Source organism: Streptomyces sp. NPDC012769 (assembly GCF_042901205.1).
GTDB lineage: Bacteria > Actinomycetota > Actinomycetes > Streptomycetales > Streptomycetaceae > Streptomyces.
The window spans coordinates 46,745-69,729 of record NZ_JBIBCP010000002.1; the positions used below are offsets into that span (position 1 = coordinate 46,745).

Sequence of the window (22,985 nt, forward strand, 5' to 3'; positions counted from 1 at the left end):
GCCAACCGCCGTACGACGCCGTTCGCTTGTCCTAGAGTGGGCGACATGCGTGCCGGTGCCGGCCCCGAGTTCTGTCGACGGCCCCGCGGAGTCCTCCGTGGGGCCGCCCTGACGTTGGTCTTCGCCGGAGTGCTCGGTACGGCCGCGGCGACCGGTTCCCTGCCGCGCCGGGAGCAGGCGTACGAGCCGGCGTCCGCGCCGGTGGCGGCCGACCGGGCCGGTGCGGACCGTGCCGGTGCGGACCGGGACACCGTCGACCGGGCGGCGCTCGCCCGGGCCGCCGCCGAGGCCATGGCCGACGGCAAGTCGGGTACGAAGGCGGCCGAGGACTTCGTCAGCCGCAGCGGCGACCGCTGGGGCGCGGTGTACGACAAGCGGGAGTACGCGGAGTTCGAGCAGGCCCTCGACGGCGCGTACACCGGGGTCGGCCTTTCCGCCCGCAAGGCCGGGCCCGACCGGGTGGAGATCAGCCGCGTGCAGGCGGGCGGGCCCGCCGCGCGGGCCGGGCTGCGGCCGGGGGACCGGCTCACCGCCGTCGACGGCCGGCCGGTCGGCGGGCTCTCCGTCTCCGAGGTCGTCTCGCTGCTGCGCGGCGGAGGCGTCCCCGGCTCCACGATCACCCTGCGCGTGGAGCGCGGCCGGGCCGTCTGGACCGAGACCCTGCGCCGGGCGCGGCTCGCGACCGACCCGGTCACCGTCCGCCGGCTCGACGACGGCGCCGTACTGATCCGGGTCAGCGCCTTCACCAAGGGCACCGGGGAGCGGGTGCGGGCGGCCGTCCGTTCCGCGCCGCCCGGCGCCGGGGTCCTGCTGGACCTGCGCGGCAACTCCGGGGGACTGCTCGCGGAGGCCGCGACCGCCGCCTCCGCCTTCCTCGACGGCGGCCTCGTCGCCACGTACGACGTGGACGGCGAGCAGCACGCGGTGTACGCGGAGGGCGGCGGCGACACCGTACGGCCCCTGGTGGCGCTGGTCGACGGCGGCACGATGAGCGCCGCCGAGCTGCTGACCGGAGCGCTGAAGGACCGGGGCCGGGCGGTCACGGTCGGCTCGCGGACCTTCGGCAAGGGCGCGGTGCAGATGCCGAGCACGCTTCCCGACGGTTCCGTCGCCGAGCTGACCGTCGGGCACTACCGGACGCCCGCCGGTCACGCGGTGGACGGCCGCGGCATCGTTCCGGACCTCGTCGTCGGCGACGCGGGCGGCGACCGGGCCGAGAAGCGGGCCCGTACGGTATTGAGTGGCCTCGGAGGGGGCTCGTAGTGCGAAAATGACCGCACTATGGCAAAGGGACTCGTCAACGTGCAGGGCAAGCCTGCGAAGAAGAAGAGCCAGGACAAGGGGCCGGAGCGCAAGCTCATCGCGCAGAACAAGAAGGCGCGGCACGACTACCACATCCTCGACACCTACGAGTGCGGTGTGGTGCTCATGGGCACCGAGGTGAAGTCGCTGCGGATGGGCCGGGCGTCGCTGGTCGACGGCTTCGTCCAGATCGACGGCGGAGAGGCGTGGCTGCACAACATCCACGTCCCGGAGTACTCCCAGGGCAGCTGGACCAACCACTCGGCGAAGCGGAAGCGCAAGCTGCTGCTGCACCGGGCGGAGATCGACAAGCTGGAGCAGAAGGCCTCGGAGACGGGTCACACGATCGTGCCCCTGGCGCTGTACTTCCTGGGCAGCCGGGTGAAGTGCGAGATCGCGCTGGCCAAGGGCAAGAAGGAGTACGACAAGCGGCAGACCCTGCGCGAGAAGCAGGACACGCGCGAGGCGAGCCGCGCCATCGCGGCGGCGCGCCGCCGGGAAAGGGCGGCGAAGCTCGCCGTGGGCGGCTGACGCCCGGGAATACGCTGGCACGCGTGGCCGTTGGTCACGTACGATGGGCCACGCACCTCACAGAGGGTGCGCGGATTGAACTGTTGTAAATTAAACACAGCAACATGGGGATGATCGGTTTCGACAGCGGATGTCGAAGCAGGGGAAGCGTGTCGAGGAAGCGGCAATGATCTCGTTAACCACGCGCCGAAACCAATAATCGCCAACACCAAGCGCGATTCCTTCGCCCTCGCTGCCTAAGTAGCGACTCGCGAAGTGTCAGCCCGGGGCTGTTCCCGACCCGGATCCTGGCATCATGCAGGGAACTAAACCTTGATCCCGGTCACGGGGTGAAGAGGGAAATCTAACAGTGACTGAGCCCGTTCCGGACTTGTCTGGGTGATCCGGAGGGCTGAGAAACTCGTACCAGACTGCACACGGAGAAGCCCTGGTTCCGCACCGTTGGACGCGGGTTCGATTCCCGCCATCTCCACTCATCCCATGTGGGCACAGGCCCGGTGGTCGCACGCGACCGCCGGGCCTTTGTCATGCCCGGCGGCCCACCCGGGCCGTCAGGCAGAGGGTCAGGGCCAGGGCTGCCGAGGTGGTCGGGATCAGGTAGCCGTAGGTGGGGGAGGGGGCGTGGTCGGCGAGCCAGCCGCCGGAGGCGGAGCCGGCCGCGATGCCGCCGAGGAGGGCGGTCACGGCGAGGGTCATGCCCTCGTTGAGCTGGGCCGGCGGGGTCAGGCGCTGGACCAGGGCCATGCCGGTGACCATCGTCGGGGCGGTGGCCATGCCCGCCGCCAGCAGGGCGCCCGCGAGGGCGAGCAGGGAACCGGTGAGGGCGGCGAGCAGGGGCAGGGCCATCAGGACCGTCATCGCGGCGAGGCAGCTCGCGAGTCGTGCCGAGCGGCGGACGCGGCCGTAGACCAGGCCGGCCGCGAAGGAGCCGGCGGCCTGGAGGGCGAGCACGGGACCGGCGACGGGGCCGTCCACGTACGCGAGGGTGACGACCTCCATCGCGCCGAAGACCGCCCCGGTGGCGAGGAAGACCGCCAGCAGGGCCGGCATGCCGGGGGCGCGCAGCGGGGAGCCGGCCGCGGTGCGCGGGGCGACCGGCGGTTCGGTGGCGCGCTGCGCGGCGAACAGCAGCACTCCGCCGAGGAAGAGGGCGGCCGCGACGAGGGTGCCGGCCTCCGGGAACAGCGCCGAGCAGAGGAACGCGGCGAGCACCGGGCCGAGCATGAAGCACAGCTCGTCGGCGGCCTGTTCGAAGGCGTTGGCGGTGTGCAGGGCGTCCGGGTCGTCCTTCAGTAGATGGGTCCAGCGGGCCCGGGACATGCCGCCGGTGTTGGGCGCGGTGGCGCTCAGCGCGGCGGTGACGGCCAGGGCCCAGGCCGGGGCGTGGGCATAGGCGCACAGCAGCAGGACCAGCTGGCCGAGGACGGCCCAGACGGTGGCGGGCACCGCGATCCGGGCCTGGCCGTGGCGGTCGACGAGACGGGCGATCCAGGGCGCGGTGAGTGCCCCGGCGACCATGCCGGCGGCGCTGACGGCTCCGGCGAGGGCGTAGGAGTCGTACCCCTCGGCGATCATGACGACCGTGCTGACGCCGAACATGCCCATGGGGAGCCGGGCGATCAGGTTGCCGGCGGTGAAGGCGCGGGCCCCGGGGAGGGTGAAGAGCCGGAGGTAGGGGTCGGCGGGTGTCTTCGGGGCCTTGCGAGTCCTGGGCGCCTTGGGGGCGGTCTCGCGGTAGCGGGGGGCCAGGGCGGGGCCGGTGGGGGTGAGCGTCAGTTCGGGGTGGGGCATGGATCAAGGTTCTTTTGGCATGACCCTGCCGGTCCAACACCTATTCGGTGGCGATTCACGCACCCGGGTTGTTGAATGCGGCGGTGACCACCCCGTACGGACAGAGCAACGACCTCGACCCCCGGCTGCTGCGCGCCTTCGTCGCCGTCGCCGAGGAGCTCCACTTCACCCGCGCCGCCGGCCGGCTCTTCGTCGCCCAGCAGGCCCTCAGCCGGGACGTCCGGCGGCTCGAACGGGAGCTGGCCGCCGAGCTGTTCGTGCGGACCACCCGCCAGGTCGCCCTCACCCCGGACGGCGAACGGCTCCTCCCGTACGCCCACAAGGTCCTCGCCGCGCAGGACGAACTCGCCGACGCCTTCCGCGGCGCGCCCCGCCCGCTCCTCGTCGACCTCAACAGCCCCGACCTCGGCCACGAGTCCGTGCTCCACCGCGCCCGCGAACTCGCCCCGGAGCTGGAGCTGATGGCCCGCTACGAGAGCGGACTGACCGGCGCCGTGCGCGAGATCCTCGCGGGCCGGCTGGACGCCTCCTTCGGACGGTACGGAGGGCTCGCGCCCGAGCTGCGGGCGCGCCTGGAGACGCAGTTCGTCCGGTACGAGCCGATGGCCGTGCTGCTGCCCGAGGACGACCCGCTGGCCGAGCTGACCGCCGTACCGCTGGACGCCCTCGCCGGCCGGGACGTCTACGCGGGCGCCGGCAACGACCGCACGCCCGAGTGGACCGACCTCGCCGCCCGGCTGTTCGCAGGACGCGGGATCCGCGTCGCACCGCCCGCGCCGCTCGCCGTCGGCAAGGAGGAGTTCCGCCGGATCATGGAGAAGGCCCGCGTCTCGGTGCTCGCCGTCGTCGACTTCCCGCCCATGCCGGGCAGTGTCCTGCGGCCGCTCGTCGACCCCGTACCGCTGTCGCCGGTGAGTCTGGTGTGGCGGAAGGGACTGCGCCACCCCGGCCTCGACGCCCTGCGCGGGGCGGCCGCCGAACTGGCCACCCGCGAGGGCTGGCACGTCCGGCCGCCCGGCTCCTGGCTGCCGGAGAACGAGCCGGGGCTGCCCGGCACCCCGTAGGGTCGACCCCGGACCGCTCCGGGTGCCACCGGACGTCCTGGAGACGCACGGCCCGGGGGCGCTCACACCAGCGCCGCGCTCCGGGTGAGAGCAAGGTTCCCCACCCGTCACCTCAGAGCACCGCCCTGAAACGCGGCGTTCCTAGCGTCGGCTGCACAGGGACCCGAGCACTCGGGCAAGGGGACCGACAGCGTGGAGGTGCGAGATGGGCGGCCGGTGGATCGAACGCTGGGAGCCGGAGGACGAGACCTTCTGGCGTGAACAGGGGGAGCGGATCGCGCGCCGCAACCTGTGGTTCTCGGTGCTGGCGGAGCACATCGGCTTCTCCGTCTGGACCCTGTGGTCCGTCATGGTCCTCTTCATGGGGCCCCAGTACGGCGTCGACCCGGCGGGCAAGTTCTTCCTCATCGCCACCGCCACCCTCGTCGGCGCCTTCATCCGCATCCCGTACACCTTCGCCGTCGCCCGCTTCGGCGGCCGCAACTGGACGATCTTCAGCGCCCTGCTGCTCCTGCTGCCGACGGGCCTCGCCTACGCGGTGATGGAGCCGGGCACCTCGTACGGCACCTTCGTCCTCGTCGCCGCCCTCACCGGCGTCGGCGGCGGCAACTTCGCCTCCTCCATGACCAACATCAACGCCTTCTTCCCGCTGCGGAAGAAAGGCTGGGCGCTCGGCCTCAACGCGGGCGGCGGCAACATCGGCGTCCCCGTCGTCCAGCTCGTCGGCCTCCTCGTCATCGGCACCGCCGGCGCGATGCACCCGCGGATCGTCCTCGGCGTCTATCTGCCGCTGATCGTCGTCGCCGCCGTGTGCGCCGCCCTGTTCATGGACAACCTGGCCCCCGTCAGGAACGACACCGGTGCCGTCAAGGAGGCCGTGCGGGCCCGCCACACCTGGATCATGGCCTTCCTCTACATCGGCACCTTCGGCTCCTTCATCGGCTACAGCTTCGCCTTCGGTCTCGTCCTGCAGACCCAGTTCGGGCGCACCCCGCTCCAGGCCGCCTCGCTCACCTTCATCGGCCCGCTGCTCGGTTCGCTCGTCCGGCCCGTCGGCGGCGCGCTCGCCGACCGGCACGGTGGCGCCCGGATCACGCTGGCCACCTTCGCCGCGATGGCCGCCGCGACCGGGGTCGTCCTCTACGCCTCCGTCGTGGAGTCCCTCACCGTCTTCCTGATCGGTTTCATCGGCCTCTTCGCCCTCAGCGGCCTCGGCAACGGCTCCACGTACAAGATGATCCCGGCCATCTTCCTCACCCAGGGGCACCGCAAGGGCCTCGCGGGCGAGGAGGCCGAGGCGTACGGCCGGCGCCTGTCCGGTGCCTCCATGGGGCTCATCGGCGCGGTCGGCGCGATCGGCGGCCTCGGCATCAACCTCGCCTTCCGCCAGTCCTTCCTCACGGTCGGCTCCGGCACCGGCGCCTTCGTCGCCTTCCTCGCCTTCTACGCGGCGTGCATCGTCGTCACCTGGGCGGTATACCTTCGCCGGCCCTCCGCCGTGGCCCCCGTCCCGGACACCGCCGCCGGTGCGGAACCGGACCGCGCACCCGCCGAGGTATGAGTCACAGTGGGCGCGTACGGCCGTAACGACCAGGAAATACGCGCGAACCGAGACGGACACGCGGCCCCGGCAGTCTCGGCCGACAGGGACGAGCACGACAGGGGCGAGCACGACATGGGCGATCAGCACGACATGGACGAGCGCGACAGGGGCGGGCGCGAGACGGACGGCGGGGAGAGGGCCGGGTGGGCCCCCTCCGGGCCTGCCACCGAGGGGCGTGATCCGGCCGAGCCCGGCCCGGCCGAGCCCGGCCCGGCCGCACCCGAGCCGGCCGCACCCGGCCCGGCGCCGCACGGCCCCGGCGGGCAGCGGGAGGAGGGCCCCCTGGCGGGCTTCACCGTCGGCGTCACGGCGGCACGGCGGGCGGACGAGCTGATCGCCCTGCTGCGCCGCCGCGGCGCGGGCGTCCTCCACGGCCCCGCGCTGCGGATCGTGCCGCTCGCCGACGACACCGAGCTGCTCGCCGCCACCAAGGACCTCATCGACCACGCCCCGGACGTCGTCGTCGCCACCACGGCGATCGGCTTCCGCGGCTGGGTCGAGGCGGCCGACGGCTGGGGGTTCGGCGAGCGGCTCCTCGACCGGCTGCGCGGGGTCGAACTGCTCGCCCGGGGCCCCAAGGTCAAGGGCGCGGTGCGGGCGGCCGGGCTCACCGAGACCTGGTCGCCGTCCTCCGAGTCGATGGCCGAGGTCCTCGACCGGCTCCTCGACGAGGGCGTCGACGGGCGGCGGATCGCCCTCCAGCTGCACGGGGAGCCGCTGCCCGGATTCGTGGAGGCGCTCTGCGCCGGCGGGGCGGAGGTCGTGCCCGTCCCGGTCTACCGCTGGATGCCGCCGGAGGACATCGGCCCGCTCGACCGGCTGCTCGACGCGACCGTCGGCCGCGCCCTGGACGCGGTGACCTTCACCAGCGCCCCGGCCGCCGCCTCGCTCATCGACCGGGCCCGCGACCGCGGGCTCCTCGACGACCTCCTCGCCGCCCTGCGGCACGACGTGCTGGCGGTGTGCGTGGGCCCGGTGACGGCGCTGCCGCTGCAGGCCCTGGCCGTCGACACCCACCAGCCCGAGCGCTTCCGGCTCGGCCCGCTGGTGCAGCTGCTGTGCCAGGAACTGCCCGCCCGGGCCCGGGTCCTGCCGGTGGCCGGCCACCGCATCGAGATCCGCGGCCACGCGGTCCTCGTCGACGGCACCCTGCGCCCGGTCCCGCCGGCCGGCATGGCCCTGCTCGGCCTGCTCGCCCGCCGCCCCGGCTGGGTCGTCGGCCGCCCCGAACTCCTGCGCGCCCTGCCGGGCGCGGGCCGCGACGAGCACGCCGTGGAGACGGCGATGGCCCGCCTGCGTACGGCTCTCGGCACCCCGAAGCTGATCCAGACGGTGGTAAAGCGCGGCTACCGGCTGGCACTGGACCCGGCGGCGGACACGAAGTACGGCGAGGACGCCGGGTCGTAACGAGGCGCACCCCGCAGGGTGCCGCCGGGACGGGGACGCCCGGCGGTGTGCGGGCGGGAGGCGACCCGTCGGCCGATGCCACCGGGGCGGGGGAGCGACCCGTCGGCCGCGCGACCCGCGCGGACGCGCGTGGCCGCCGAGGCGGCGGCCCGCTCCTACCCGGCCGCCCGCTCCCGCTGCCCGCTCCCGCGGCCCGCTCGTACCCGCCCGCCCGCTCCCGCGGCTACCGTACGCGGATGACCACGGTCCCCGACGCCGTCCGCATCCGGTCGGCCACCTCCGACGACGCCGCGGCGCTCGCGGCCGCACTGCTGCGCAACCGGGCGTACATGCGCCCCTGGGAGCCGCACCGGAGCGAGGCGTACTACACGCCCGAGGGGCAGGCCGCCCGGCTCGGCGACGGGGCGCGGCGGTGGTTCGCCGTGGTCGAGGGACCGGAGGGGCCGGAAGGGTCGGAAGAGTCGGAAGGGCCGGGGAGCGAGGTGATCGTCGGCGCGGCGACGCTCTCCGGGATCGCGCTGGGCCCGTTCCGCAGCGGCTCGCTCGGCTACTGGGTCGACGGGGACCACGCGGGCCGAGGCCTGGCCACCGCCCTGGTCGAGGAGGTCTGCCGCGCCGCACGCGAGGAGCTCGGCCTGCACCGGATCGAGGCCGGCACCCTGCTCCACAACCACGCCTCCCAGCGGGTCCTCGCCAAGTGCGGCTTCGAGCGGATCGGTACCGCCCCCCGCTATCTCCACATCGACGGCGACTGGCGCGACCACCACCTCTTCCAGCGCATCCTGCACGACGACCCGCCGCCGGCCCTCTAGGGGGTGTCTTCGGTGCGGGCCGCCCGCAGCATCGGCGCCCTCGGGTGGGACTTACGGGGGCCCGGGCGGAACAGCATGATGATCAGGCGGGCGCCGGGGGCCGTGAGGGGCTGGGCGGCGCAGATGGTGACATGGCCCGGGCCCTGGAGGGCGTGGCGGAGCGGGCGTTCGTCGCCGTCCGGGTGGATGTGGGCGCCGCCCGCCTCCCACAGCGGGCCGAGGTCGGGGTCGGCGCGGACCTCCCGCTCGATCTGCCGCAGCGTCTGGTCCTCGCGGCGCGCGGCGAGGGCGGCGCGCAGCTGCGGCAGGATCAGCGGGGCCCACACGGTGGGCCAGTCGACGAGGCTGGTTTCGCGGGCCTCCTTGTCGAGGAGCATCCAGCGCATGGTGTTCGCGGGGACCCGGCCGCCCGGGTACAGGTCGGCGAAGTGCCGGTTGTGGGCGAGCAGGTTCCAGGAGGCGTCGGTGATGTACGCCATGTGGCCGATGCCGTCGACGGCCTCCTGCCACGCCCCGGGGACCTCCAGGCCGGAGGAGGGGTTGAGCGGTCCCGGCGGGTCGCCGATCCCCGCGTACCGGCAGAGCATCACCCACTCCTGCTCGTTGAGGCCGAAGAGCCGGCCGATCTGCCGCAGGTAGTCGGCGGGCGGGTTCGGGTAGCGGCCGGTCTCCAGGCGGTTGTACGTGTCGACCGCGCGGCAGGTCAGCTCGTCGACCTGCTGCTGGGACAGGCCGCGGGCGCGCCGGCCGCGGCCCGTGGGGCGGGTGAGGCCGTGGGCCTCGGGGGCGATCAGTTCGCGGCGTTCCTTCAGGAGGGCCCGTAGCGCCGTCTTGTTCACCACACCCCCCGTGTGTCCGTACGCGAATTATCAGGAAAAACAGTCCGTAGATAATAAACAGTTGAACGTTCATGCTGTGGGTGCCTCGCGCTGACCTGCGGGGACACCAGGACAACCGGACGGCACTCCCCCGAGCGGTCCGGTTCCGGTCGGCCCGGGCGGCTCCCCCGTACGCCCGGGCCGACCCCTGTCGGGTGCCCCCCTAGTCAGCTCCGCTCCCCGGGAGCACTCTGGTCGGGACGTCCCCGGGCCGGGGCGGACCCGAGCGGTGGGGGTGGCAGGGGCATGCCAGAGCGCTATGTGTCCGGACGCGTCTGTCTGGACCTCGCCGCCGAACCGCTCGACCGTCCCGAAGCCCTCGCCCGCTTCCTCCGCGCCGGCGGACTCGTCCCGCCCGCCGTCCCGTTGCGCGCCCTCGACGGCCGCTGGCTGGCCCCCTTCCGGGAACTGCGCGACTGCGTCGCCGAGCTCGTCTCCGCCCAGATCGAGGGCCGTCCCGCCAGGCCCGCCGCACTCGAACTCCTCAACGCCCTCGCCGCCGCCTCCGCCCCGCCCGCGCCCCGCGCCCTGCGCACCCGGTCCGGCCTGCTCGTCCGCACCCTCAGCGGCGAACCCGACTGCCGCGCCCTGCTCGCCGCCGTCGCCCGCGACGCCGTCGACCTGCTCACCGACCCCGCGGCGCGCGCCCTGCTCCGCCGCTGCGAGGGGCCCGGCTGCCGCCGCTGCTACCTCGACACCTCACGCGGCCGGCGCCGCCGCTGGTGCTCCAGCGGGAGCTGCGGCAACCGCGCCCGGGTCGCCCGGCACCGCGCCGCCCATCCCCGGCCCGCCCGCCACCGCCGCTGACCCGGCCGAACCGGATGCCTGACACGGCACCAGGCCTGACACGGCGCCCCCCGGTGGCGTAGCCTCGAAGGCTGCCCAGTGCACGTCAGAAGGGGGCCCGGTGGCCGCGCAGGAAGCCGTCGACACGGTCAGAGACCGCGAGATCGGTGTCGAACAGGAACATCTGGATCAGGTCTACCGCCGCCTGGAGGAGAAGATCCACGAGGCCGAGTTCCTGATGAACGACGCCGCCAAGCGGGGCCAGGTCGGCACACCCGGCGCCCTCGCCGAGCGCGACGCCCAGGTCTTCCGCGCCGGAGTCCACCTCAACCGGCTCAACAACGAGTTCGAGGACTTCCTCTTCGGACGGATCGATCTGCTGTACGGCAAGGACGGCGAGAAGGGACCCGACGGCGCCTACACCTCCGTCGAGCCCGCCGAGGACGCCGTGCGGACCGAAGGCACCCAGCAGTACGCCGAGATCGGCGAGACCCTCCACATCGGCCGCATCGGCGTCCTCGACGCCGACTACGCGCCGCTCGTCATCGACTGGCGGGCGCCCGCCGCCGCCCCCTTCTACCGCTCCACCCCCGTCGACCCCGGCCGGGTCGTGCGCCGCCGGGTCATCCGCTCCAAGGGCCGCAAGGTCCTCGGCGTCGAGGACGACCTGATGCGCCCCGAGCTGAAGGCCACCCTCGACGGCCACGAGCTCCCCGTCATCGGCGACGGCGCCCTCATGGCCGCGCTCGGCCAGGCCCGCAGCCACACCATGCGGGACATCGTCGCCTCCATCCAGGCCGAGCAGGACCTGGTCATCCGCGCCCCCGCCGCCTCCGTCACCTACGTCGAGGGCGGCCCCGGCACCGGCAAGACCGCCGTCGCCCTGCACCGCGCCGCCTACCTGCTCTACCAGGACCGGCGCCGCTACGCGGGCGGCATCCTCATCGTCTCGCCGACCCCGCTGCTCGTCTCGTACACCGAGGGCGTGCTCCCCTCGCTCGGCGAGGAGGGCCAGGTCGCCATCCGCGCCCTGGGCTCACTGGTCGACGGGGTCGAGGCCGACGCGTACGACGAGCCCGCCGTCGCCCGGGTCAAGGGCTCCTCCCGGATGGTCGCCGTGCTGCGCAAGGCGGCCCGCGGCGCCCTGGAGACCCCCGCGCCCAGGCCCGCGGCCGGCGGACAGCTCGCCCTCGGCGAGGACGAGCAGGCCCCCACCGTCCCGGCCGGCACCCCCACCCTGCTGCGGGTCGTCGCCTTCGGCCGCCGCCTGGAGCTCGGCGCCGACGAGCTCAAGCGGATCCGCCACAACGTCCTCGGCGGCACCGCGCCCGTCAACCTGCTCCGCCCCCGTGCCCGCCGGCTGCTGCTCGACGCGCTGTACGCCAAGTCCGGCGCGGCCGGCCGGCACAGCGACCCCGAGCTCGCCGCCGAACTGCGCTCCTCCTTCGACGAGGACGTCTCCACCGAGGACTCCTTCCTCGCCTTCCTCGACGCCTGGTGGCCCGAGCTGACCCCGCGGCGGGTGCTCGACGCCATGGCCGACGAGAAGCGGCTCGGCCGCTGGGCCCGCCGGATCCTCAACCCCGGCGAGGTCCGCCGACTGGCCCGCTCGCTGCGCCGCCCCGGGCTCTCCGTGCACGACGTGGCCCTCCTCGACGAGCTGGCCACGCTCCTCGGCACGCCCGCCCGGCCCCGCAAGAAGCGGGAGTACGACCCGCTGGACCAGCTCACGGGCCTGGAAGAGCTCATGCCCGTACGGGAGGAGACCCAGCGCGAGCGGGCCGAACGGCTCGCGGCCGAGCGCGTCGAGTACGCGCACGTCATCGTCGACGAGGCCCAGGACCTGACGCCCATGCAGTGGCGAATGGTCGGCCGGCGGGGCCGGCACGCCACCTGGACGGTCGTCGGCGACCCCGCCCAGTCCTCCTGGTCCGACCCCGACGAGGCGGCCGAGGCCCGCGACGAGGCCCTCGGCACCCGGCCGCGCCGCCGCTTCGAGCTCACCGTGAACTACCGCAACCCGGCCGAGATCGCCGAGCTCGCCTCCAAGGTGCTCGCCCTCGCGATGCCCGGCAAGGAGTCGCCCAGGGCGGTGCGCTCCACCGGGGTGGAGCCCCGCTTCGTGGCGGCCGAGAAGGCCGATCCGGCCGAAACCGTACGGTTCGAGGCGGAGCGGCTCCTCGAGCGGGTGGACGGCACGGTCGGCGTGGTCGTCGCCATGGACCGGCGCGCGGAGGCCGCCCGCTGGCTCGCCGGGCTCGGCGACCGGGTGGTGGCGCTCGGCTCCCTGGAGGCGAAGGGCCTGGAGTACGACGCCACGGTGGTCGTCTCGCCCGCGGAGATCGCGGACGAGTCGCCGGCCGGCCTGCGGGTGCTCTACGTGGCTCTGACCCGGTCCACCCAGGCGCTGACGGTGGTCTCGGGGGAGCGGGACCTGCCGGACGCGGACGGGGTCCCGGACCTGCTGCGGGACTGAGGCCGCGGGACTGATTTCGAGTCAACCCGCGCCGCGGGAATCGCTTCCGGGGGTGGTTTGTTAGCCTTGTCGTGGCACCGGCTCGATCCAAGCCCCCGGGCCCAACCTTCGTCCCTCAGAGGGACCACTTGCCGCGAGGCGAGCATGGCGGGTCGGTGCCGCTCACGTGGAGAGGTCCTCGTCACCTTCGGGTGACGGGGACCTCTTCGTTTCCCCACGACTTCCTCTGGTCTTCCCCTCGTCTTCCCTTCGTCTCTTCAGTTTCGCGGTCGTCTCTCGTATGGTGGAAACTACTTTCCGAAAACGAAAAGACCGTATTACCTGCTACCCGCAGGTAGGTGCGACGATCGGAGGGCGCCGCCGGGCGACCAGCCGGGCCGGCGTAGCAACGAAGCTAGGGAAAGCAGAGGAACACGGCCATGGCAACGGCGCCCAGCGTCTCGTACTCGATGACGGTCCGGCTCGAGGTGCCCGCGAGCGGCACCGCGGTCTCGCAGCTCACCACGGCCGTCGAGTCCCACGGCGGTTCCGTCACCGGCCTCGACGTCACCGCTTCCGGCCACGAGGCGCTGCGCATCGACGTCACCATCGCCGCGACCTCCACCGCGCACGCCGAGGAGATCGTCGAGCAGCTGCGCGGCATCGAGGGCGTCACGCTGGGCAAGGTCTCCGACCGTACGTTCCTGATGCACCTCGGCGGCAAGATCGAGATGGCGTCGAAGCATCCCATCCGCAACCGTGACGACCTGTCCATGATCTACACCCCGGGCGTGGCCCGGGTGTGCATGGCGATCGCCGAGAACCCCGAGGACGCCCGCCGCCTCACCATCAAGCGCAACTCCGTCGCCGTCGTCACGGACGGCTCCGCCGTCCTCGGCCTCGGCAACATCGGCCCGAAGGCCGCCCTGCCCGTCATGGAGGGCAAGGCCGCCCTCTTCAAGCGCTTCGCCGGCATCGACGCCTGGCCGATCTGCCTGGACACCCAGGACACCGACGCCATCGTCGAGATCGTCAAGGCCATCGCCCCCGGCTTCGCGGGCATCAACCTGGAGGACATCTCCGCGCCCCGCTGCTTCGAGATCGAGGCCCGGCTGCGCGAGGCCCTGGACATCCCCGTCTTCCACGACGACCAGCACGGCACCGCCATCGTCGTGCTCGCCTCCCTCACCAACGCCCTGCGGGTGGTCGGCAAGGGCATCGGCGACGTGCGGGTCGTGATGTCCGGCGCGGGCGCGGCCGGTACGGCCATCCTGAAGCTGCTGATCGCGGCCGGCGTGAAGCACGCCGTCGTCGCCGACATCCACGGCGTCGTCCACGCGGGCCGCGAGGACCTGCGGGACGCCAAGCCGGACTCGCCGCTGCGCTGGATCGCCGACAACACCAACCCGGAGGGCGTCACCGGCACCCTCAAGGAGGCCGTCGTCGGCGCCGACGTCTTCATCGGCGTCTCGGCCCCCAACGTGCTCGGCGGCGAGGACGTCGCCGCCATGGCCGAGGGCGCCATCGTGTTCGCGCTCGCGAACCCGGACCCGGAGGTCGAGCCGGCGATCGCCCGTCAGACCGCCGCCGTCGTCGCCACCGGCCGCTCGGACTTCCCCAACCAGATCAACAACGTGCTGGTGTTCCCGGGCGTCTTCCGCGGCCTGCTCGACGCCCAGTCCCGGACGGTGAACACGGAGATGATGCTGGCCGCGGCCAGCGCCCTCGCCGACGTCGTCACCGAGGACGAGCTGAACCCGAACTACATCATCCCGTCGGTCTTCAACGACAAGGTCGCCGGCGCGGTCGCGGGCGCGGTCCGCAACGCGGCGAAGGCGGCGGGCGCGGGCGCCTGACCCTCGGACGGCCCCATGGGGCCGCTCCACCGCCCCTCGACCCCCGGGGGGCGGGCCGCGGCGCGCGTGTCGCGGGTCGCCGCACCCCAAACCCCCCTTTAGGGTGGTAGTTCGGCTCCGCATCGTCCCTGCGGAGTCGACGCTACGTCACCACCGGTGGGCACTGGCGCTTTTCGTGTGACCCCCAGGGGTGCCGGATTGGCGTTCCCGCCGCTGGTGGGGGCAGGATGCGGTCTGGGCGCGAGGGTCTGTCACCAGACCCGGGTCCGGGCACTGTCCGAGGGCCCTGGCAGCATCGGCTTCGCAGTGCCCATCATGCGGCTCCGCCGCGTGGCCCGCCTCACAGGCAACCCGCCTCACAGGCAAGAAGAAACACGGGAGTAACGAAATGAACCGCAGTGAGCTGGTGGCCGCCCTGGCCGACCGCGCCGAGGTGACCCGCAAGGACGCCGACGCCGTTCTGGCCGCGCTCGCCGAGACCGTCGGCGAGGTCGTCGCCAAGGGTGACGAGAAGGTCACCATCCCCGGCTTCCTGACCTTCGAGCGCACCCACCGTGCCGCTCGCACCGCTCGTAACCCGCAGACCGGCGACCCGATCAACATCCCGGCCGGCTACAGCGTGAAGGTCTCCGCGGGCTCGAAGCTCAAGGAAGCCGCCAAGGGCAAGTAAGCAGCCTGTAGGCAGCGCGCGCCGCGAGGCCGTACAGACGGCCTGAGGCAAGCGGAAAGGGCGGCCACCCTGTCAGGGGGTGGCCGCCCTCTCGTTCGTCCGTCAGAAGCGGTTGCAGGCGCTTATACGAGCGCGCTGCCCGGGAGCTCGACCTTGGCGCCGAGCTCCACGAGCTTCTCCATGAAGTTCTCGTAGCCGCGGTTGATGAGGTCGATGCCGTGCACCCGGCTGGTGCCCTGCGCCGCGAGCGCCGCGATCAGGTACGAGAAGCCGCCGCGCAGGTCCGGGATGACCAGGTCGGCGCCCTGGAGCTTGGTCGGGCCGCTGACGACCGCCGAGTGCAGGAAGTTGCGCTGGCCGAAGCGGCAGTCCGAGCCGCCCAGGCACTCGCGGTACAGCTGGATGTGCGCGCCCATCTGGTTCAGCGCCGAGGTGAAGCCGAGCCGCGACTCGTACACCGTCTCGTGGACGATCGACAGGCCCGCGGCCTGGGTGAGGGCCACCACCAGCGGCTGCTGCCAGTCGGTCTGGAAGCCGGGGTGCACGTCCGTCTCCAGGGCGATGGCGTTGAGCGAGCCGCCCGGGTGCCAGAAGCGGATGCCCTCGTCGTCGATCTCGAAGGCGCCGCCGACCTTCCGGTACGTGTTCAGGAAGGTCATCATCGAGCGCTGCTGCGCGCCGCGCACGTAGATGTCGCCCTCGGTCGCGAGCGCCGCCGACGCCCAGGAGGCCGCCTCCAGGCGGTCCGAGAGGGCGTGGTGGTTGTAGCCGCCGAGCTTGTCGACACCGGTGATCCGGATGGTCCGGTCGGTGTCCATGGCGATGATCGCGCCCATCTTCTGCAGCACGCAGATGAGGTCCTCGATCTCCGGCTCCACGGCGGCGTTGGACAGCTCGGTGACGCCCTCGGCGAGGACGGCGGTGAGCAGCACCTGCTCGGTGGCGCCGACGGAGGGGTACGGCAGGCGGATCTTGGTGCCGCGCAGCCGCTGCGGGGCCTCCAGGTACTGCCCGTCCGCCCGCTTCTCGATCGTCGCGCCGAACTTGCGCAGCACGTCGAAGTGGAAGTCGATCGGCCGGCCGCCGATGTCGCAGCCGCCGAGGCCCGGGATGAAGGCGTGGCCGAGGCGGTGCAGCAGCGGGCCGCAGAAGAGGATCGGGATGCGGGAGGAGCCGGCGTGGGCGTCGATGTCGGCCACATTGGCGGACTCGACGTGGGTCGGATCCATGATCAGCTCGCCCGGCTCCTCGCCGGGGCGGACCGTCACACCGTGCAGCTGGAGCAGTCCGCGGACCACGCGGACGTCACGGATGTCGGGCACGTTGCGCAGTCGGCTCGGCTCGCTGCCGAGCAGGGCGGCGACCATCGCCTTGGGCACGAGGTTCTTCGCGCCGCGGACGCGGATCTCGCCCTCCAGCGGGGTTCCGCCGTGGACAAGCAGGACATCGTCTGTGCCGGTCATGGATCTCGCGTTCCGGGTCGTCGGTCGGGTGGCCAGAGAAAAGGGTAAGGGGCAAGGAGACCCCACTTGTGTGGCTGAGGGGTCTCGGCGAATGTAATGAATTCGGCACAACACCCTCCGTCCCCGTGATCTTGCGGAGCGTCACCGTCCGCTTGTCGACCGCCCCGCTCCCGGGGGCCGGGTTGACCTGCGACTGCGCCCACCTACCCCGGACCCGGCCGGACAACCCCCCGTAGACGCCGAAGATGCGGGATCATGTGTCGCATGACCGAGGTGTCCTCGCTCACAGGACGGCTGCTCGTCGCCACGCCCGCGCTGGCGGACCCGAACTTCGACCGCGCGGTGGTCCTGCTGCTCGACCACGACGACGAGGGCTCCCTCGGCGTGGTCCTCAACCGGCCCACGCCGGTGACCGTCGGCGACATCCTCGCCCCGTGGGCCGATCTGGCCGGCGAGCCGGGCGTCGTCTTCCAGGGCGGCCCGGTGTCGCTCGACGCCGCCCTCGGCATCGCCGTGATCCCCGGCGACGAGGGCCCGCTCGGCTGGCGCCGGGTGCACGGGGCGATCGGCCTGGTCGACCTGGAGACCCCGCCCGAACTCCTCGGCCCCGCCATAGGGGCCCTGCGCATCTTCGCCGGCTACGCGGGCTGGGGCCCCGGCCAGCTGGAGGCCGAGCTCGGCGACGGCGCCTGGTACGTGGTGGAGTCCGAACCCGGCGACGTCTCCTCCCCCCGCCCCGAGACCCTCTGGCGCCAGGTCCTCCGCCGCCAGCGCGGCGACCTCGCGATGGTCGCCACGTATCCGGACGACCCTTCGCTGAACTGACCGCCCGGATTTCAGTACCCTGGGGCCCATGAGCACTCTCGAGCCCGAGCGCGGGGCAGGTACGGGAACCCTCGTCGAGCCGACGCCGCAGGTGTCCCACGGTGACGGCGACCACGAGCGCTACGCCCATTACGTCCAGAAGGACAAGATCATGGCGAGTGCCCTCGACGGCACTCCCGTGGTGGCACTCTGCGGCAAGGTCTGGGTACCGGGGCGCGATCCCAAGAAGTATCCGGTCTGCCCGATGTGCAAGGAGATCTACGAGTCCATGGGCGCCGGCGGCGACAAGGACAAGGACAAGGGCGGCAAGGACAAGTAGTCCGCTCCTCCGTACGAGTCGGGGACGGCCCCCGGCGCGCCCACCCGTGTGGTGGGAGCGCCGGGGGCCGTTCTCGTCTTCGTTCTCGTCGAGCTCATTGCACGGGGTGCTTCCGGCGGTCACAGAGTGGTTGAGACCACTTGTCGCGGTGATGACCGGCCCCTAACCTCACGCGTGTTGTGCAGCACGAAACGCCCGTTGCGTATGTTGCAACACGCTCGGAGGGGAACCGCCATGAAGCTTCCTGCCCGCATCGCCGTACCCATCGCCCTCATGACCCTCGCCGCCTGCGCCCCGCAGACCTCCGGCGGCGCCGCCACCGGCGACGAGAAGAGCGGCACCCTGCGCGTCTGGCTCTTCCAGGAGGTCGGCAACAAGCCCAAGGAGCAGGTCGTCGACCAGGCCGTCGCCTCCTTCGAGCGGCGGCACCCGGGCACGAAGGTCGAGGTCGAGTACATCCCCGTCGACACCCGCGCCCAGCGCGTCAAAGCCGCCTTCAACGACCCCGCGTCCGCGCCCGACCTCGTCGAGTACGGCAACACCGACACCGCCGGCTACGTCAAGGACGGCGGACTCGCCGACATCACCACCGAGTTCGACGCCTGGGCCGACGCCGAGGACACCGACCCCACCGCCCGCTCCTCCGTCACCGTCGGCGGCAAGGTCTACGGCGCGCCCCTCTTCGTCGGCGTCCGCGCCCTCTACTACCGCACCGACGTGTTCAAGGAGCTCGGCCTCACCGCCCCCAAGACCCAGGCCGAACTGATCGCGACCGCGAAGAAGGTCCGCAAGGCGAAGCCCGAGCTGTACGGGATCGCCGTCGGTGGCGCGTACACCTACGGCGCCCTGCCGTTCCTCTGGGCCCACGGCGGCGAACTCGCCACCGCCCAGGGCGACTCGTACAAGGCGGCCGTCAACGGCGAGGCAGCCCGCGCGGGCATCGCCGCCTACACCTCACTCTTCGGCGACGACAACTGCCCGGCCGCCAAGTGCGCCCAGATGGGCGGCAACGCCACCGTCACCGCCTTCGCCTCCGGCAAGGCCGCCATGGCCATCGGCGGTGACTTCAGCCACGCCGCCGTCGAGGCCGGCGCGGCCAAGGGCAAGTACGCCGTCGTGCCGCTGCCCGGCACCACCCCCGGCTCCATCGCCCCCGCCTTCGCGGGCGGGAACAACCTCGGCGTCCTGAAGAGCACCTCCCACCGCACCCTCGCGATCGACCTGATGAAGTCCCTCGCCGGGAAGGAGACCCAGGGCCGGCTCTTCGACGCCATGGGCTTCCTGCCCACGTACACCGACGTCCGGCAGGAGGCGGCACGCAAGGAGCCGTTCGTGAAGCCCTTCATCGACACCCTCGGCGCCGGCGCCAAGTTCGTGCCCGCCTCCGCCGGCTGGGGGCAGATCGACGCCTCGCTCGTGCTGCCGACCATGTTCCAGGAGATCGTCAGCGGCCGAAAGGACGTCAAGGCAGCCTCGGACGACGCCGCGAAGAAGATGGACGCCGCCTTCGCCGCGGCCGCCCGCTGAGGCGGCGGGCCGACCCATGACGCCCACCACGACCGCACCCGGCGCCCCGGCGAAGCAGACCGCCGGGGAAGCCGCCCCCGCGCGGCCCCCCGGCCCCGCACCCCGGCGCGGCACCCGCCGCGGCGGCTCCGCCTGGACCCCCTGGCTCTATCTGCTCCCCGCCCTCGCCGTCCTCGGCGGACTCCTCGTCTACCCGATCTACCAACTCGGCCTGATCTCCTTCCTGGAGTACACCCAGGCCCAGGTCAGCGGCGGCGCACCCACCTCCTTCCAGGGATTCGGCAACTACACCGCCCTCTTCTCCGACCCCCAGTTCCGGCAGGTCCTCCTCGCCACCGTCCTCTTCGCCGCCGCCTGCGTGATCGCCACCCTCGCCGTCGGCTGCGCCCTCGCCGTCCTCCTCACCCGCGTCCGCGCCCTGCCCCGGCTCGCCCTGATGCTGGCCGCGCTCGGCGCGTGGGCCACCCCCGCCGTCACCGGCTCCACCGTCTGGGTCTTCCTCTTCGACCCCGACCACGGGCCCGTCAACCGGGTCCTCGGACTGGGCGACTTCTCCTGGACGTACGGGCGCCTCAGCGCCTTCGCGCTGGTCCTGATGGAGGTCGTCTGGTGCTCGTTCCCCTTCGTGATGGTCACCGTCTACGCGGGCATCCGGGCCATCCCCACCGAGGTCCTGGAGGCCGCCGCCCTCGACGGGGCCTCGTCGTGGCGGATCTGGCGCTCCGTGATGGCCCCCATGCTCCGGCCGATCCTCGTCGTCGTCACGATCCAGTCGGTCATCTGGGACTTCAAGGTCTTCACCCAGATCTACGTGATGACCGGAGGCGGCGGCATCGCCGGCCAGAACCTCGTCCTCAACGTGTACGCGTACCAGAAGGCGTTCGCCTCCTCCCAGTACAGCCTGGGCGCGGCGATCGGCGTCGTCATGCTGCTGATCCTGCTGGCCGTGACGCTCGTGTACCTCCGTCTGCTGCGCCGCCAGGGAGAAGAACTGTGAGTGCCTTCCGCATCCGGCGGCCCGTGCGGCCCGTGCGGCCCGTGCGGCCCGTGCGGCCAGGGCGGCTCGCCGCCGAGGCGGCGACCCTCCTGGTCGCGGCCGCCGTCGCCTTCCCCCTGTACTGGATGGTGCTCTCCGCCTTCAAACCGGCCGGCGAGATCCAGTCGACCCGGCCGCGGCCGTGGACCCTGTCCCCGTCCCTGGACTCCTTCCGCCGCGTCTTCGAACAGCAGGAATTCGGCCGCTACTTCCTCAACTCCCTGACCGTCGCCGTCTCCGTGGTGCTCGCCTCCGCCGTCATCGCCTTCCTCGCGGCGACCGCCGTCACCCGATTCCGCTTCCGCCTCCGCACCACCCTGCTCGTCATGTTCCTGGTCGCGCAGATGGTGCCCGTCGAGGCGCTGACCATCCCGCTGTTCTTCCTCATGCGGGACGTCGGCCAGCTCAACACCCTGGGCTCGCTGATCCTCCCGCACATCGCCTTCTCGCTGCCCTTCGCGATCTGGATGCTCCGCGGCTTCGTCAAGGCCGTGCCGGAGGCCCTGGAGGAACAGGCGATGATCGACGGCGCGAGCCGCGCCCGCTTCCTGTGGCAGATCCTCTTCCCGCTGGTCCTCCCCGGGCTCGTCGCGACGAGCGTCTTCTCCTTCATCTCCACCTGGAACGACTTCCTCTTCGCGAAGTCCTTCCTCATCAGCGACACCTCGCAGTCGACCCTCCCGATGGCGCTGCTGGTGTTCTTCAAGCCCGACGAGAACGACTGGGGAGGAATCATGGCCGGATCGACCGTGATGACGATCCCGGTGCTCGTCTTCTTCGTACTCGTACAGCGCCGCCTGGTCTCGGGCCTGGGCGGGGCGGTGAAGGACTGACGCCATGACCCACGAGACCCCCGGCCATGACCTGATCCCCGCGCCGGTGCGGGTCGAAGGGCCGTACCGCTGCGGCTTCGCCCTGGACGAGCGGACGACCCTCAGCGCCGTTCCCGGCACCGAGACCACCGAACGCTGGCTGCGCACCGTGCTCGGGGCGGCGTTCCGGCTCCCGCTGCGCGAGGCGCCCCACGAGAACGCCACCAACAGCATCCGGCTGCGCCTCGACACGACCCTGGCCCCCGAGGCGTACCGGCTCCACGTCGTCATCAACCAGGTCGTCGAGATCATCGGCGGCGGCCCGGCCGGGGTGTTCTGGGGCGCCCAGACCCTGCGTCAGCTGCTCGGACCCGACGCCTTCCGCAAGGCGCCCGTGACGGCGCGCCCGTTCCCCGGCCTGGCGGCGCAGACGATCGAGGACGCGCCCCGATTCCGCTGGCGCGGCCTCATGCTCGACGTCGCCCGCCACTTCATGCCCAAGGACGACGTGCTGCGGCAGCTCGACCTGATGGCCGCCCACAAGCTGAACGTCCTGCACCTCCACCTCACCGACGACCAGGGCTGGCGCATCGAGATCAGGCGCCACCCCCGCCTCACCGAGGTCGGCGCCTGGCGGGCGCGGACCAAGTGGGGGCACCGGGCGTCACCGCTGTGGAACGAGACGCCGCACGGCGGCTACTACACCCAGGACGACATCCGCGAGATCGTCGCCTACGCCGCCGACCGGCATATCGCGGTCGTCCCCGAGATCGACGTGCCCGGCCACTCGCAGGCCGCCATCGCCGCGTACCCCGAACTCGGCAACACCGACGTCATCGACACCACCGCCCTCTCCGTCTGGGACACCTGGGGGGTCAGTCCGAACGTACTCGCCCCCACTGACACCGTCCTGCGCTTCTACGAGGGCGTCCTCGAGGAGGTCCTCGACCTCTTCCCGGCGGAGATCTCGCCGTTCGTGCACATCGGCGGCGACGAGTGCCCCAAGGACCAGTGGAGGGCCTCGCCCACCGCCCGCGCCCGGATCGAGGAGCTCGGCGTCGGCGACGAGGACGGGCTGCAGTCCTGGTTCGTCCGGCACTTCGACCGCTGGCTCACCGCCCGCGGCCGCCGGCTCATCGGCTGGGACGAGATCCTGGAGGGCGGGAGCCGAGCCGAGCGGGTACGAGCGCCCGGAGGCGGGACGACCGAGCTGGGCCTCGGGCCCGGCGCCGCCGTGTCGTCCTGGCGCGGTTACGCGGGCGGGATCACCGCCGCCGAGGCCGGCCACGACGTCGTGATGTGCCCCGAGCAGCACGTCTACCTGGACCACCGTCAGGCGCCCGGCGAGGACGAGCCGATGCCCATCGGATACGTGCGCACCCTGGCGGACGTCTACCGCTTTGAGCCCGTGCCGCCCGGCCTCGCCCCCGAGGCGGCCGCCCACATCCTGGGCACGCAGGCCAACGTGTGGACCGAGGTGATGGAGAACCGGGCCCGCGTCGACTACCAGGTCTTCCCGCGCCTCGCCGCCTTCGCCGAGGTCGCCTGGTCCCGGCTGCCCGCGCCGGAGGAGCGTGACCTGGACGGTTTCGAGCGCCGCATGGCCGTCCACCGCCGCCGTCTGGACGCCCTCGGCGTGGACTACCGGCCGCCGTCCGGACCGCACCCCTGGCAGCGCCGCCCCGGCGTTCCGGGCCGCCCCGTCGACGGGGCACCCCCGAACGTGTGAGGCACCCGCCCCCTCGTGTCACCCAAGAGCGGCAAATCGGAAGTCCCGGTCTCTCGCGGGAGTTCCCGGCACCTCGCGGACGGAACCGTCCTTCGCGGACCCTCGCGTCGTCCACCGCG

At 72.6% G+C, this 22,985-nt stretch carries 19 protein-coding genes and 1 other RNA gene; 17 read left to right on the forward strand and 3 right to left on the reverse strand.

Translation table 11 applies throughout. The annotated features are described in order from the left end of the window. The first annotated feature begins 45 nt into the window (after positions 1-45). From ACFY7C_RS09050 to ssrA, 3 genes are all read left to right on the forward strand, one after another. Complete coding sequence (locus ACFY7C_RS09050) at positions 46-1,263, forward strand: S41 family peptidase (protein ID WP_389646216.1); 1,218 nt, start codon at positions 46-48, stop codon at positions 1,261-1,263. 18 nt (positions 1,264-1,281) lie between these two features. Further along, positions 1,282-1,833 (forward strand): SsrA-binding protein SmpB, encoded by a 552-nt coding sequence (gene smpB, locus ACFY7C_RS09055; RefSeq protein WP_389646219.1) that lies wholly within the window; start codon positions 1,282-1,284, stop codon positions 1,831-1,833. Positions 1,834-1,939: 106 nt separating this feature from the next. Further along, positions 1,940-2,308, forward strand: a transfer-messenger RNA (tmRNA) gene (gene ssrA / locus ACFY7C_RS09060). A 50-nt stretch (positions 2,309-2,358) separates the two neighbouring features. Here the strand turns inward: ssrA and ACFY7C_RS09065 are convergent. Beyond that, positions 2,359-3,624, reverse strand: coding sequence for an MFS transporter (locus ACFY7C_RS09065; protein ID WP_389646222.1), 1,266 nt, complete (start codon positions 3,622-3,624; stop codon positions 2,359-2,361). An 83-nt stretch (positions 3,625-3,707) separates the two neighbouring features. On the opposite strand from ACFY7C_RS09065, the gene ACFY7C_RS09070 reads away from it, so the two are divergent. From ACFY7C_RS09070 to ACFY7C_RS09085, 4 genes are all read left to right on the forward strand, one after another. Next, positions 3,708-4,688, forward strand: coding sequence for a LysR family transcriptional regulator (locus tag ACFY7C_RS09070; RefSeq protein ID WP_389646224.1), 981 nt, complete (start codon positions 3,708-3,710; stop codon positions 4,686-4,688). 205 nt (positions 4,689-4,893) lie between these two features. Next, positions 4,894-6,249, forward strand: a complete 1,356-nt coding sequence (locus ACFY7C_RS09075) for a nitrate/nitrite transporter (RefSeq protein ID WP_389646227.1) — start codon at positions 4,894-4,896, stop codon at positions 6,247-6,249. A 114-nt stretch (positions 6,250-6,363) separates the two neighbouring features. Then, entirely contained in the window at positions 6,364-7,698 is a 1,335-nt protein-coding gene (locus ACFY7C_RS09080) for a uroporphyrinogen-III synthase (RefSeq protein WP_389646230.1), read from the forward strand. Between the two features lie 236 nt (positions 7,699-7,934). Further along, positions 7,935-8,510, forward strand: coding sequence for a GNAT family N-acetyltransferase (locus ACFY7C_RS09085; RefSeq protein WP_389646233.1), 576 nt, complete (start codon positions 7,935-7,937; stop codon positions 8,508-8,510). Here the strand turns inward: ACFY7C_RS09085 and ACFY7C_RS09090 are convergent. Next, positions 8,507-9,349, reverse strand: a complete 843-nt coding sequence (locus ACFY7C_RS09090; RefSeq protein ID WP_389649400.1) for a helix-turn-helix domain-containing protein — start codon at positions 9,347-9,349, stop codon at positions 8,507-8,509. The genes ACFY7C_RS09085 and ACFY7C_RS09090 overlap by 4 nt on opposite strands. Positions 9,350-9,634: 285 nt before the next feature. Here ACFY7C_RS09090 and ACFY7C_RS09095 point away from each other — a divergent pair, with 285 nt between their 5' ends. The 4 genes from ACFY7C_RS09095 (at position 9,635) to ACFY7C_RS09110 (ending at position 15,155) form a co-directional block, all read left to right on the forward strand. Then, a complete protein-coding gene (locus ACFY7C_RS09095; RefSeq protein WP_389646236.1) occupies positions 9,635-10,195 on the forward strand; it encodes an ABATE domain-containing protein in 561 nt (186 codons plus the stop codon). A gap of 100 nt (positions 10,196-10,295) precedes the next feature. Next, positions 10,296-12,650, forward strand: coding sequence for a HelD family protein (locus ACFY7C_RS09100; protein WP_389646238.1), 2,355 nt, complete (start codon positions 10,296-10,298; stop codon positions 12,648-12,650). A 419-nt stretch (positions 12,651-13,069) separates the two neighbouring features. Then, positions 13,070-14,485 carry an NAD-dependent malic enzyme gene (locus ACFY7C_RS09105; RefSeq protein WP_389646241.1) on the forward strand — a complete coding sequence of 472 codons (1,416 nt, stop codon included), beginning with the start codon at positions 13,070-13,072 and terminating at the stop codon, positions 14,483-14,485. A gap of 388 nt (positions 14,486-14,873) precedes the next feature. After that, positions 14,874-15,155 carry an HU family DNA-binding protein gene (locus ACFY7C_RS09110; protein ID WP_017237029.1) on the forward strand — a complete coding sequence of 94 codons (282 nt, stop codon included), beginning with the start codon at positions 14,874-14,876 and terminating at the stop codon, positions 15,153-15,155. A 122-nt stretch (positions 15,156-15,277) separates the two neighbouring features. Here the strand turns inward: ACFY7C_RS09110 and murA are convergent, their stop codons facing one another. After that, complete coding sequence (gene murA / locus ACFY7C_RS09115; RefSeq protein ID WP_356066994.1) at positions 15,278-16,618, reverse strand: UDP-N-acetylglucosamine 1-carboxyvinyltransferase; 1,341 nt, start codon at positions 16,616-16,618, stop codon at positions 15,278-15,280. A gap of 264 nt (positions 16,619-16,882) precedes the next feature. On the opposite strand from murA, the gene ACFY7C_RS09120 reads away from it, so the two are divergent. The 6 genes from ACFY7C_RS09120 (at position 16,883) to ACFY7C_RS09145 (ending at position 22,866) form a co-directional block, all read left to right on the forward strand. Further along, a complete protein-coding gene (locus ACFY7C_RS09120; RefSeq protein ID WP_389646244.1) occupies positions 16,883-17,443 on the forward strand; it encodes a YqgE/AlgH family protein in 561 nt (186 codons plus the stop codon). Between the two features lie 28 nt (positions 17,444-17,471). After that, positions 17,472-17,762: a DUF3039 domain-containing protein gene (locus tag ACFY7C_RS09125; protein ID WP_389646246.1), complete on the forward strand. Its 291-nt coding sequence runs from the start codon at positions 17,472-17,474 to the stop codon at positions 17,760-17,762. Positions 17,763-17,996: 234 nt separating this feature from the next. Then, complete coding sequence (locus tag ACFY7C_RS09130) at positions 17,997-19,289, forward strand: extracellular solute-binding protein (protein ID WP_389646249.1); 1,293 nt, start codon at positions 17,997-17,999, stop codon at positions 19,287-19,289. Between the two features lie 16 nt (positions 19,290-19,305). Continuing rightward, positions 19,306-20,286, forward strand: coding sequence for a carbohydrate ABC transporter permease (locus tag ACFY7C_RS09135; protein WP_389646252.1), 981 nt, complete (start codon positions 19,306-19,308; stop codon positions 20,284-20,286). Next, positions 20,283-21,158 carry a carbohydrate ABC transporter permease gene (locus tag ACFY7C_RS09140; protein ID WP_389646255.1) on the forward strand — a complete coding sequence of 292 codons (876 nt, stop codon included), beginning with the start codon at positions 20,283-20,285 and terminating at the stop codon, positions 21,156-21,158. The genes ACFY7C_RS09135 and ACFY7C_RS09140 overlap by 4 nt, the downstream gene beginning before the upstream one ends. Positions 21,159-21,162: 4 nt before the next feature. Further along, a complete protein-coding gene (locus tag ACFY7C_RS09145) occupies positions 21,163-22,866 on the forward strand; it encodes a beta-N-acetylhexosaminidase (RefSeq protein ID WP_389646258.1) in 1,704 nt (567 codons plus the stop codon). Positions 22,867-22,985 lie beyond the last annotated feature (119 nt).